Origin of the sequence: Aureispira sp. CCB-E (assembly GCF_031326345.1) — a bacterium.
Classification (GTDB): Bacteria; Bacteroidota; Bacteroidia; order Chitinophagales; family Saprospiraceae; genus Aureispira.
Genome location: NZ_CP133671.1, coordinates 584,928 through 597,212, shown reverse-complemented (window position 1 = coordinate 597,212; position 12,285 = coordinate 584,928). Strand labels below are relative to the sequence as shown.

Genomic DNA, 12,285 nt, shown 5'->3' with positions numbered 1-12,285 from the left:
ACGCTTCAAAGCCAAATAAGATATCAAGGCACAGGATGATAGGTCTTTACTGCTTTTTCGAGCACCTCTTTTTTATTCAAACTCATCGTCTTTAGTTCTCGTTCATTAAACATTTCCAACTCATCTTCGTACTGCTCACTAGCCTTCGTAACTTCAAAAGGTAAAAGGGTTTGAATTTGAACAGGTCCTTTTTTATCAAATTCTACAAAATGAATATAAGTATCGGCATATTCAGCCACTTGCTTGCCATCCTCTTCGCGAACCGTATAAATGGGCGACAAGACATCTGGAAATCCACTCGCAGGATACAATTTGCCGTTGCGTCTATGGAAAAGTATATCTTTCAGAGGTACTTTTAAACGACCGTGTTGTTGCAACAAATCTTTAGAAGCATTTTCTATCGCTTCAATATATAATTGTGCAGGAATTGTATCCGGTATCCCTGTTGTAAAAGGAACATCAGTATATCCCATCTTATCAAAAACGTATTGGATGGTCAATAGAAACAATGGGGCTGTTGTATTCTCAGCACTAGCATCACCATCCCAATTTTGAAGCAAATTTATCGCTTCTTCAAAAGGAGGATATTCTTCTGAATTGATGGCAAACAAGCCTGATAAGCTTTCCCAAAATTTAGAATTCGGCGTCATTTTAGTATCAAACTTCAAGGCTTTAAACTCTTCAAACGTGTATGTTTTATCTTGGTTCATCATCTCCATAAAACGAGTGGAGCGATTGTTATCACCAGAACGCATATCGGCATATTTCAGAACTTCCTTACTACAATTATCCCCAATCACACAAGTCGCATTCGTTGGTGTGTTATTCGCATTAAAAACATAGCCACAATTAGGATTTTCTACCCTAGGAAGTTCTTTTTGGGTGTAATACTCTGTCCATAACTTCTCTTTTGAATCTCCTTTTAGTATCTGTGTAAAGTCATAATCAGGGTTTCTTTTCGGCAACATACCGTTGCATAAATACAAAATATTTCCATCCTTGTCACCATATACAAGATTGAACATAGAATGGGCATTCATACTTAGTGCCGCTTGGAATTCATCGTAATTTGTTGCTTTGTTCATTCTGTAGTACTGCTCTCCTGCTTTCAAATTAAAAAAGGCTGGACAACGTACGGCATAATACTTTTTTTGAGGAGATTTGTAGGTAGGTCCAAATTTCGACCAATAGGTCATCTTTCGTACAGGAATAACTATTTTTCCTATCCTAACTTTTAGCCAAACAGGTCTTTTTTCTAACTTTATATATTCCTCATCGTATTTGTAATATAGCTTTTTTCGAGGGTGCATTTCCAACTCAAAAACATCAACTTGATCAATGTGGTTAAAAGTTTTCCCCCATCCCAAATGCTCATTGTTTCCCATAAAAACACAAGTGCCTCCTTGGAACAAGGCTCCTGTTATATTCAAACCTTCTTCACTGTGCAAATGGGCATCATAAAAAGAAAAAGCACCTTCTATTTTAAAATGAGGATTGATACACAAAAAAGTATTACCATTCGTTGTTTTGTGAGGTGCAAAAGCATAAGCATTTGATCCCGCAGGTTTGGATACTGGTTCTTTATCATAATCCCCCTCCATAATATGGGTTACTTTGTCAACTGCTCCAGACAATGCCGAAAACCCCACCAAATAAGCTTTTAAAATATCTTTGGGTTCAATGGGAAAAGCTTTCTTGAGCAATATTTTGTCGGGATTTGCTTTGGCATAAGCATTTACTCCTTGACAATAACCATCTAAATAAGTCATGTACTCTTTTGAAATCTTACCAATATTCTCTTGATAAGTCATTTCGGTTCCAATCGAGTGTACAAAAAAATCAAATGGTGCGCCTTTTATGCCATCTTTTTTGCCCATCATCTGCTTACCTATAATCAACAATTCTTGCATCGTTTCAAATGCATCTTCAGCGTTTGCCCATGCTAAACCATAGGCTACAGCAGCATCTGTTTTGGCAAAGATATGAGGCGTTCCCCATTTATCTCTAACAATGGTAATATCGTTGGGGTCAATAACGTCGTTTTGAGCGTATAAAAAAGGAGCATAAGAAGACAGTAAAATTGCTAAAATGAGGGTGGTATAGTATTGCATTTTTTAATAATGAGAAGACATACAATAGACCTTTTGGTTACAGCTGCGAAAAGATCAAAACAATGAAATTTACTATTTTTTTCCATCTTTCAATAATCGTTCAGTAAAAACTGCATAAATGCGCTTTCTTTTTTAGCGGCACTTACTCCAACAAAACATCGTCTATTACTCAACAATCCATATCTTTTAGAGGGTCCCAAAAGAGCGTTTTAAAATCAACCACCTTATTATCTTTCACAACAATACCTTCTGCTTGGAGCAATTCTGCCATCAAATTTCCTCCAAAAGCAGTACGACCAGTCAAAACACCGTTTCGATTCAAGACTCGATGCGCTGGTACATCCTCTGGACATCCATGCATTGCCCACCCCACCATTCGAACACGGCGTTTTTGCTCCAAGGCTGTTGCAATAGCACCATAACTCGTTACTCTACCTTTAGGAATTAGTCGAGTAATGGCATAAATATCTTTTATAAATTGTTCTTTATCAAATTCCATTCTATTCGTTTGAGCTGGTTGATAAATCATCTAGGATTTCATCCTTATAAATCGGCTTCATAATAGGAGCGTTATCAATAGTACGATAAACAATAACCGTCCATCCCCACCCTAGAGCAATGTATAGTGTCCAAGCCCAGAAACACTCCTCCAAGCTAATCGCTCTAGGGCTTGAAAATAAGATAACGGAGAAAATTCCTAAACAGAGACTTGCTACACTCCAAATGCGTCCCATAAAAGGAAGTCGTTGGGCGGTGCGAATGGCGACCAAAAAGCAATACAGACAGTATATTCCTGCCGCTATGGCAAAATACATAGAAGGTTTTCCATAAGGTCCAGCATCATATCCATTTTCATAGAAAATAGCAACCAATCGCTGTTGTTCTTGCTCCAAATTAAAGCCAATGAGATACAGTATAAAACCTAAAAAAGCTTGTATGCGGTAAAGTATTTTCATTCGACTTGTTAAGAGTTAAGTAACTATTCAAAAAAAATTAGCCTTCCTCCTCCAAAAAATCACGATCTCGCATCATCATTACATAGGCATTCAGCCACATTCCCAACACAATATAAGGACCATAAACCATTAGGACATCTTCCATACGCATGGTATCTGCATAAACCAAAACAACCATAGAATAAATAAACCCAAGCAACGAAAGTAAGCCTACAGCAACTCCCATCCGGCGCATTGTTGCCCAAGTTCGAACGCCTACATAGGTCGCAAATAAAGAGCATATAAGTCCCAATATAGCATAAAAAGACGTTGCCCAATCATAAGAATCTTGTTGGGGGCGTAAGCCTGCTAAGAATGCTTTTTCTTCTTCGTTTAAATGTACGCCTGCATAGAAAAGCACTACTACCAAGAAAATATTAAACATATAGAACTTTCTTAAAGAATGCTTTTTTTCTGTAATTGAGACTCCCATCTTTAATTTTGAGATCCAATAATCTAATTGGTAAGCTTTTTCTCGGTTGGGAGTGTCTGTTTCGACAACAGTTCGGTAAGCTTGTAGGTAATATTTGGCGGCAATTGTCTTTTCCTCTTTATTTTTATAATAATGCCCTAACAAAGTACAAGCCCATTCTATATTTTCTTTGAAATAACTTGTAGACAGATACTCCAATGCCTCATATTCAATATCACCAAGTTCTCCTGTTTTTAAAGCTTGCTCTACATGTGCTCTAAAGTCCATCAACACACCTTGTTGATGCATCTTGTTCTGGTTGGCATCTTCTCCAAAATAGCTCCAAGACAATTCTTTGCCCGTAAGGTATATATGAGATTCTTTAGGCAAGGTTGTTCGCCCTAAAGTTATTTTCTCCTTTAATAAAATTAATACTGTCGCTCTAAAATCATTCGCTTGCAAACGATCAGACTCCTCTTCTTCTCCAACAAAAGCTTGGCTAGTATTGGTTAAGAACATGAGTTGAGACGAAGCAGGAATTGAAAAACCTACAACCTGCAAATCTTCTTGAAGTGCTACAGAAGCTGGGACATTCTCTGAAGCATACTCAACCGCTTCATTTTTTATCTTGTAATAAAACGTTGTTTGAGAAGGAAATAATACGGTGCTTCCTGTCAACTGCATCTGAACCACACTTTGATCCAAGATTTTTTGAGGGGCAATAATCTTGATAGAACAAACAATGTCTGAAGTATCAGCAACTGGATGCTCGCAAATAATTGTTCCCACAGGAAAAGTAGTAGCATAAAGCACTGTTTCTTCCTTTAGTGTGGTCTCTTTTAATGTTGTCATAATCTATCTTCTAGCAAAAATATGCACTATTTGTCTAAAAAATCGTCTAAAAAATCATCTAAAACATTATCCTGATAAATGGGCGTTATTGGTGCCGCTTTTTCATATTGGGCAATGGCTATAATGGTTAAAATAAGATTTGCTCCCATGTAAAAACACCAATACCAAAAGGCATCATACATATTGACATAACGAGGTACTCCAATCATTATCAAGCCAAAACCTAAAAAACAACTCCCATTGCCTACTAAGAAAGCACCTATCAAGGGCAATCTTGCTCGAGTTTTGTAACCCACAAATATAGTCAAAGCACAAAAAAATACGGCACGTATGGCAAAGTTATGTGCAGGTTCATCATAAGCGATGGGATCAAAGCCTACTACTTCTATGTTTGCAATTACTACTTGAAGTGATCGCACGTGAATTATTCCCATGAAAAACAAAATAATAGCAGATATCAAGTGCCCTGTAAATAATAATTGCATAACCTTAAGTTTTAAAAATTATTCTTCTCCTCTTGTAAAGACGTTTCAAAAGCATTCATTATACCTTATTCCTTCTATAAACAAGCCATCTCTTTTTTATGTTTTTATGCTTCTATAAATGAAAACCTTCGCTTTTATTATCACTTCAGTATAAAATCCTTATTTTTGCAGACTTTTCCAATATTTTGCATTTTATAATTAGTAAACATACCATGGCCAATTTTAAAGAAGAAATTCAAAGACGCAGAACATTTGCTGTAATTGCCCATCCTGATGGTGGTAAAACGACCTTAACAGAAAAACTATTGCTTTTTGGTGGAGCCATCCAAGTAGCAGGAGCTGTAAAGTCAAACAAGATTAAGAAATCCACCACTTCAGATTTTATGGAGATTGAAAAACAACGTGGTATTTCTGTTGCTACCTCTGTTATGGGATTTAATTACAAAGATTGTAATATCAACATTTTGGATACGCCTGGTCACAAAGATTTTGCCGAAGACACCTATCGTACCCTTACTGCTGTAGATAGTGTTATTGTTGTGATGGACGTTGCAAAAGGGGTGGAAGAGCAAACAGAAAAGCTAGTAGAGGTTTGTCGAATGCGAGATACTCCCGTAATTGTTTTTATCAACAAAATGGATAGGGAAGGAAAAGATGGCTTTGATTTATTGGATGAAATTGAGGACAAATTAAAATTGACTACTTGCCCATTGAGTTGGCCCATTGGAATGGGGCAGAGCTTTAAAGGGGTTTATAATTTGTACCAAAAAGAGTTGAACTTATTCTCTCCTAATACGAAATATGGCAACATTTTAGGTTTTAATGACATCAATTCCCCCGAACTAGAACAACATATTGGTGCGGATGCTGCCGAAACGCTTAGAGAAGAGGTCGAAACCATAGAAGGCGTTTATCCTGCTTTTGACAAAGAACAGTACTTGGCAGGAAAATTATCTCCTGTTTTCTTTGGTTCTGCTGTCAATAATTTTGGTGTAAAAGAACTCTTAGACTGTTTTATTGAAATTGCTCCCTCTCCTGTTACATTCAAAACAGAAGAACGGGTTATAGACCCTTACGAGGACAAATTTTCTGGCTTTGTATTTAAAATTCACGCCAACATGGACCCTCGCCATAGAGACCGTATTGCCTTTTTGCGTGTTTGCTCGGGTACATTCCAACGAAATACCAACTACTTGCACGTTCGCAAAGACAAAAAAATAAAATTTTCCAACCCAACTACCTTTATGGCTTCCAAAAAGGAAGTGGTTGACAATGCTTACCCTGGTGATATTGTTGGCTTGTACGATTCAGGGAACTTCAAAATTGGAGATACTCTAACGGAAGGAGAAGTTTTACACTTCAAAGGTATCCCTAGTTTCTCACCTGAACAATTTAAATATATTGAAAATGCAGACCCTATGAAATCCAAACAATTGTCAAAAGGAATTCGACAGTTGATGGACGAAGGAGTCGCTCAATTGTTTGTTAAAAATTCTAACAATAGAAAAATTATTGGTACGGTTGGACAACTTCAATTTGAAGTCCTTCAATATAGACTCAAACATGAATATGGAGCTAGTTGTCGTTATGAACCCATCAACTTATACAAAGCTTGTTGGATTACAACAACCGATCATGCAAAGTTAAGTGAGTTCATTCGCAAAAAAGCCAACTACATGGCTAAAGATAAGGAAGGTAGAGATGTTTATTTAGCAGAATCTAGATGGATGCTAGAATCCGCTCAAACAGATTATCCAGAATTGGAGTTCCATTTTACTTCAGAATTTTAAACTCCTTATCCTATTGCGTTCGCTAAAGTTCTTTCTTAAAAGGGAACTTTAGCGAACGCAATTTTTTTTATAAAAAGAAAGTACAAGGCTTCTAATACTAAAAATACAACTCGTGTTTTCTCTATGATAGAAAGTTAAAAGGAAACATTGTGTGGCTATATTTCGTTTGCTAATAGAACAACTTCTCTTATGAGATGAGTCCCCCAAGCTGATTTTAAAATATAGATTCCCAATGTATAAAATAGTTTACTTTCTTCTCTTTTTTATAATGGCAACTCCTTTGTGTTGTTCTGTCTTTGGTCAACAAGTGCCTATTATCAATTATTCGACCACAATAGATGGACGAGTTCAGTTAGAAGTTTCTTCAACTACTCAACACTATTATCTTTTACAAGTAAGACACGATACTACTCAAAGTTTCGAGTTGACCACTTCCATCCAACTTGGTAAATCAGGCACAACCACTCTTACCGAACCATTAGCATACTATTCGCTTGCACATTATCAAGTCTTAGAATATCCCATTGCCGCTCCCTATGATATAGATGGTGATGGCATAGACGATATTTCAGAGCTTCAAAATTTCCCTACTCAAAACCCCATTAACGCTGCTCCATCTATCGCCCCAGTCAATGGAAGCATCTCAATTGATAGCTTTAGCACATTCAATCAATTATCTATTGCAAGAGATTTTGTACAATGGTCTGAATTTCTTAATGGGAAACGGTATGCTAAGTTTATTATTACCGATTTTACGACAGCACCTAAAGTCTATTTCATTAATGGAAATACGCATACCCTTCACGCAGATTTTGCCAATGCAGTAGGGATTAGACATCTAGGAAATGATGTCAAAAAAGGACAACTTATTTATCACCCTACTACTATTTCGAACAATGGTACTTTGGGTACTTTTGCTTTTAATTATAGCAATGGACATGGCGAAAATTTTGAAATCGTTCAAAAGTGTCATGAGCTGCTAGCAGCCAATATGCCTTTTCTTAACAATAATTTGTCTTATTACGTTACCACAAACAGCCAAGACGAATACGAACGAGATTCGACAAAGTACAAAACTTCTAGAATTCCATTGCTTTTTGAAAAAGATGTTTTTGCCCAAGTTGACTATTGGGGATTGAATGAAGCAGAGGGATATGGCTTTTTTAGGGAAATGTCTTTGTCTGATATTCCAGGAATCAAAGATATTGTTTTATATGCCTCTTTACCCAACTCTCTACCTCGTGTAGGAGGAATAATCACCTCTGCCATACAAACACCTTTGTCTCATGTTAATTTAAGGGCGATTCAAGACGGCGTACCCAATGCATTTATTCGAGACCCCTTATCTATAGACTCCATTGCTCGCTTATTAAATCATACTATTTATTTCAAAGTCGAGCCCGATAAGTTTTTTATTCGAGAAGCCAGTTCAGAAGAAGTCAATCAATGGTATGAGAGCTTACGCCCTGAGCAAAAACAAACCTCTCCTTTAAATCTAAATCATGACGCCATCTTACCTTTAGATGAAATTACCTTTTCGATGTACGACGGTTTTGGTGCCAAATGTGCCAATGTTGCAACCATGCGAACGTTTGGTTTTCCAGAAGGAACAATTCCTAATGGTTTTGGCATTCCCTTTTATTATTATCAAAAGTTCATGAAGCACAACAATCTTTTTGAACAAGCTAGGTTGATGCTTAGCAATCCAGATTTTGCCACCAACCGAAACTTAAGAGCACATCTTTTAGCCGATTTTAGAAAAAAAATAGAAAACGCTTTAATGCCCAATTGGATGCGAGATAATTTAGAAAAGATGCAAGCTTCATTTCCTCCGAACACTTCTATTCGGTGTCGCTCTAGTACTAATAATGAGGATTTACCAGGTTTTAATGGCGCTGGACTATACGAATCTAAGACCCATCATCCAAATGAAGGGCATATTGCAAAATCCGTTCAACAAGTTTATGCCAGTTTGTGGAGTTTGAGAGCTTTTGACGAACGAGCGTTTTATAAGGTCAACCATTTTACAGCATCTATGGCACTACTCTGTCATCCCAACTATGCCAATGAGCAAGTCAATGGTGTAGGAGTTAGCAAAGATCCTGTTTACCAAACCAACAATACGTTTTATTACCTAAATTCACAAGTAGGGGAAACTCTAATTACCAATCCAGATGGCAATGCTATTCCTGAAGAAATTTTATTGGATGCCAACTCGTCAAGTTCTAACGATTACATCCTCGTTAGACGTTCTAATCTTGCTACCAATAATACCACCATCATGCAAGGAGATTACCTTAACCAAATGCGCACTTATTTAACCACCATTCACCATGAATTTGAAGGGCTTTATGATGCTATTGGTAATGAAACATTTGCCATGGAAATAGAATACAAAATCACGCGTGATGGTCAATTAATTATCAAACAAGCCCGCCCTTGGGTTGCCTATCAAGCTACCCATTCCTTTAGTATTCCTGATTCCGATCATCTTGATTTTAATCTATATCCGAATCCTGCTAGTGACTACATCCAAGTAGATTGGATAGACGGAAATCCTTCGGAGGTTATGATTAGTAATATGCTTGGCAAACAAGTGTTACACCAATGTCTAAGCATTTCTAACCATCCAGATTTTAGGATTTATATCAAAGATTTACCTCCAGGAATTTACGTATTAAGTGGCTTTTTAGCCCATAAAGGAACCTACACCTCTAAAAAATTTGTAAAAAGATAATGAATCAAACATTTGCTCAACAATATGGTCCTTGGGCATTAATAACAGGTGCTGCTATGGGGCTAGGAGCTGAATTTGCGCTCCAAATTGCTCAAAAAGGCATTTCTATTATTGCTATTGACCACAATAAAACTGCCTTGCTTACAACGTGCGAAGAAATTACGCAGAAAACAAAAGTAGAAGTACGTCCGATTGTCCTTGATCTCTCTAGAACAGATTTTTTAGAATTACTTTTGCCTCAAATCCAAGCCTATCAAATTGGATTGTTAATCAATAACGTAGGCATTTCTAAAATTGGCTATTTTGCTCCTCAATCGACTCAGTTTTTGTCTATGCAATTGCACTTAAATACCAAAGTCGTTTTATTGTTAACCCATCATTTTGCTCGCCAGATGCAAGCTCAGAGACGTGGAGGCATTATCATCCTATCCTCTGGTGCAGGAGAGCTATCTAGTGCCTACAATGCTACTTACGCTGCTACTAAAGCTTTTGATTTAAAGCTAGCAGAGTCTCTTTGGGCAGAACTAAAACCCTTTGGTGTCGATGTCCTTGGTTTTATGCCTGGACCAACCAAAACTCCTGGTTACATCGCTCAAGGTGGTGATGGCAATGGAGGTATGGTTATGTCTGTTCAACAATCGGTACAACAAGCTCTTCGAGCACTTGGAAAGTCGCCTAACTATGTAGCTGGAAACTTTTTCATGCGGTTGGGGCATTATTTTTTAACACGTTATCTTCCAACCAAATTAAGAATTAAGATTGTCAGTCAACAGATTAAACGCTTGTTTGGTATTTCTTAAAAACTTCGTGTTTGTTTAGATGCCTTTGCCATACTATCCTCTTAATCAACTACTTAAAAAAGTCTCGTCTCTTAGAAGATATTCGCTCTCCTAAAAAACGAGACAAGTCCAATAAATAACTATCTAATTTTCATATGGGTTTCAATTTGTAGGATAAAAAATACGTTTCTATCCTATAAATAGTTCCATTTATTAAAGTGTACTACCGAACACTTACAGCCACAATACTCTCAACCCTGTAACACGGCTCACATCAAACGACAAAAGACCCTGCTCAAAAAGAACAGAGTCCATTGCTTTCTTGTAAACAAGAAGTATATATTGTATAAGATTTGGAAAATAAATAAGCCAGAGCCTATCCTTCCATTTCTCTCAATTTTTCAGTATTGTATTTAGCTTTTAGAATTTCAACTCTACGCTCTACAGAAGGCTTTACAAAATGCTTTCTAGCACGTAGTTGTTTCATTAATTGCACTTTTTTGTGCTTATTTTTGTATCTTCTCAAAGCTCTGTCGATAGATTCCCCATCTTTTACGTTAATAACTAGCATGTGATATTTTTAATGTTTTTTGATTCTCTTTTATTTTGGAACACAAAGATAATAAAAATAAATCAATTCCAAAAAATTAACTTCATCTTACGATGTCAGAAACAATAAATTAATAGATTAAAAAAAAGGATTTATCAAATCTGATAAACCCTTTTTAGCGCCCTCAACTGGGCTCGAACCAGTGACCCTCTGATTAACAGTCAGATGCTCTAACCAACTGAGCTATGAAGGCGTTACTCTTGTAGAGCGATGCAAATATACGACGGGTTTTCACTTTTCCAAAGCTTTTGGCAAAAAAAAATAAAAAAAAATAAAAAAACTTTTCGACAAAAATCACAACAACTTAAAAATCAGCCAATTATTAAAAATCTTTTTTTTTCTTTTTTTTGAAAAAAGTTATTTTTCGATAAAAACGGTTCAAAATGCTTTGCTGTAAATAGAGTTTATTATTTTTGTGCTATTAGCTAAATAGATTGTTTGCAATCAAAAATTACAAATCTATTTAAGGAAGACAACTATTACAATTTTACAAAAATAAATTATTATGAGTTTATTGGTTTTGGGTACGGTGGCATTTGATACCATTGAAACCCCTTTTGGTAAAGCAGATCGTATTATTGGTGGTGCAGGTACCTATGTGGCATGGGCTAGTTCTCACTTTTACAATGACATCAAATTAGTTTCTGTCATTGGTGGCGATTTTCCAAATTCAGAATTGGATGCTTTGAAAAATAGAGGTGTTAATATGGATGGACTAGAAATAAGAGAAGATGAAAAATCTTTCTTTTGGGCTGGCCGTTATCACAATAACATGAACTCTAGGGATACTCTAGCTACCGAATTAAATGTTTTGGAAAACTATGCTCCTGTATTGCCTGATTCTATCAAGAATGTTGACTATTTGATGTTAGGGAACTTTGCCCCTGCTGTACAAAAGAGCGTTTTAGACCAATTAGAATCTCGCCCTAAATTGGTGGCAATGGATACCATGAACTTTTGGATGGATATTGCTATGGACGAACTGAAAGCAGTTATCAAGGAAGTTGATGTATTGACAATCAACGATGAAGAAGCCCGCCAACTTTCTGGAGAGTATTCTTTGGTAAAAGCTGCTGAGACCATCTTAGAAATGGGTCCAACTCATTTGATCATCAAGAAAGGCGAACACGGTGCGTTGTTGTTCCACAAAGAAGGCATGTTCTATGTTCCTGCCCTACCTTTGGAAGAAGTATTTGATCCAACAGGAGCTGGCGACACTTTTGCAGGAGGTTTTATGGGTTACTTAGCCAAAACGGACGATTTCTCATTTGATAATATGAAACGTGCTTTGGTCTATGGTTCTGTTGTTGCTTCTTATTGTGTCGAAAAATTTGGACCAAACAAATTAAAAGAGATTAGTGAAGAAGACATCCGTAATAGAACCAATGAATTCCTTGGTTTGATGGATATTTCGATGGCAGTAGAAGCATAAAAGCTCTATATTCTAATAAAAAATACTAGAAAGCCTCATCAATCTCGTTTTGATGAGGCTTTTTTTTACATTCTAATCTAAA

General features: G+C 36.6%; 10 protein-coding genes and 1 tRNA gene. 4 read left to right on the top strand and 7 right to left on the bottom strand.

Annotated features, from left to right (window positions below):
* Positions 1 to 23: 23 nt before the first annotated feature.
* The 5 genes from QP953_RS02220 to QP953_RS02200 form a co-directional block, all read right to left on the bottom strand.
* Positions 24 to 2,111, bottom strand: coding sequence for a penicillin acylase family protein (locus tag QP953_RS02220; RefSeq protein WP_309553821.1), 2,088 nt, complete (start codon positions 2,109 to 2,111; stop codon positions 24 to 26).
* Positions 2,112 to 2,280: 169 nt separating this feature from the next.
* Complete coding sequence (locus tag QP953_RS02215) at positions 2,281 to 2,610, bottom strand: MGMT family protein (RefSeq protein WP_052597814.1); 330 nt, start codon at positions 2,608 to 2,610, stop codon at positions 2,281 to 2,283.
* A gap of 1 nt (position 2,611) precedes the next feature.
* Entirely contained in the window at positions 2,612 to 3,067 is a 456-nt protein-coding gene (locus tag QP953_RS02210) for a hypothetical protein (protein WP_309553820.1), read from the bottom strand.
* 37 nt (positions 3,068 to 3,104) lie between these two features.
* Complete coding sequence (locus QP953_RS02205; protein ID WP_309553819.1) at positions 3,105 to 4,370, bottom strand: hypothetical protein; 1,266 nt, start codon at positions 4,368 to 4,370, stop codon at positions 3,105 to 3,107.
* A gap of 26 nt (positions 4,371 to 4,396) precedes the next feature.
* A complete protein-coding gene (locus QP953_RS02200) occupies positions 4,397 to 4,855 on the bottom strand; it encodes a hypothetical protein (RefSeq protein WP_052597811.1) in 459 nt (152 codons plus the stop codon).
* A 212-nt stretch (positions 4,856 to 5,067) separates the two neighbouring features.
* On the opposite strand from QP953_RS02200, the gene QP953_RS02195 reads away from it, so the two are divergent.
* The 3 genes from QP953_RS02195 to QP953_RS02185 all read left to right on the top strand — a co-directional run bounded on the left by QP953_RS02195 (position 5,068) and on the right by QP953_RS02185 (position 10,182).
* Positions 5,068 to 6,645, top strand: a complete 1,578-nt coding sequence (locus QP953_RS02195; RefSeq protein ID WP_309553818.1) for a peptide chain release factor 3 — start codon at positions 5,068 to 5,070, stop codon at positions 6,643 to 6,645.
* Between the two features lie 232 nt (positions 6,646 to 6,877).
* Complete coding sequence (locus QP953_RS02190; RefSeq protein ID WP_309553817.1) at positions 6,878 to 9,382, top strand: PEP/pyruvate-binding domain-containing protein; 2,505 nt, start codon at positions 6,878 to 6,880, stop codon at positions 9,380 to 9,382.
* Complete coding sequence (locus tag QP953_RS02185; protein WP_309553816.1) at positions 9,382 to 10,182, top strand: SDR family NAD(P)-dependent oxidoreductase; 801 nt, start codon at positions 9,382 to 9,384, stop codon at positions 10,180 to 10,182. Before QP953_RS02190 ends, QP953_RS02185 begins: the two co-directional genes overlap by 1 nt.
* A gap of 355 nt (positions 10,183 to 10,537) precedes the next feature.
* Here QP953_RS02185 and rpsU read toward each other — a convergent pair whose 3' ends face one another.
* Complete coding sequence (gene rpsU, locus QP953_RS02180) at positions 10,538 to 10,732, bottom strand: 30S ribosomal protein S21 (protein ID WP_052597807.1); 195 nt, start codon at positions 10,730 to 10,732, stop codon at positions 10,538 to 10,540.
* 158 nt (positions 10,733 to 10,890) lie between these two features.
* Positions 10,891 to 10,964 (bottom strand) — tRNA-Asn (locus tag QP953_RS02175).
* A 312-nt stretch (positions 10,965 to 11,276) separates the two neighbouring features.
* Between QP953_RS02175 and QP953_RS02170 the strand changes: the two genes are divergently transcribed.
* Positions 11,277 to 12,203, top strand: coding sequence for a PfkB family carbohydrate kinase (locus QP953_RS02170; protein WP_052597806.1), 927 nt, complete (start codon positions 11,277 to 11,279; stop codon positions 12,201 to 12,203).
* Positions 12,204 to 12,285 lie beyond the last annotated feature (82 nt).

Bases quoted from the DNA above. Each gene is read 5' to 3' on its own strand.
- QP953_RS02220 (WP_309553821.1), bottom strand. From the start codon at position 2,111: ATGCAATACTATACCACCCTCATTTTAGCAATTTTACTGTCTTCTTAT.
- QP953_RS02215 (WP_052597814.1), bottom strand. From the start codon at position 2,610: ATGGAATTTGATAAAGAACAATTTATAAAAGATATTTATGCCATTACT.
- QP953_RS02210 (WP_309553820.1), bottom strand. From the start codon at position 3,067: ATGAAAATACTTTACCGCATACAAGCTTTTTTAGGTTTTATACTGTAT.
- QP953_RS02205 (WP_309553819.1), bottom strand. From the start codon at position 4,370: ATGACAACATTAAAAGAGACCACACTAAAGGAAGAAACAGTGCTTTAT.
- QP953_RS02200 (WP_052597811.1), bottom strand. From the start codon at position 4,855: ATGCAATTATTATTTACAGGGCACTTGATATCTGCTATTATTTTGTTT.
- QP953_RS02195 (WP_309553818.1), top strand. From the start codon at position 5,068: ATGGCCAATTTTAAAGAAGAAATTCAAAGACGCAGAACATTTGCTGTA.
- QP953_RS02190 (WP_309553817.1), top strand. From the start codon at position 6,878: ATGTATAAAATAGTTTACTTTCTTCTCTTTTTTATAATGGCAACTCCT.
- QP953_RS02185 (WP_309553816.1), top strand. From the start codon at position 9,382: ATGAATCAAACATTTGCTCAACAATATGGTCCTTGGGCATTAATAACA.
- rpsU (WP_052597807.1), bottom strand. From the start codon at position 10,732: ATGCTAGTTATTAACGTAAAAGATGGGGAATCTATCGACAGAGCTTTG.
- QP953_RS02170 (WP_052597806.1), top strand. From the start codon at position 11,277: ATGAGTTTATTGGTTTTGGGTACGGTGGCATTTGATACCATTGAAACC.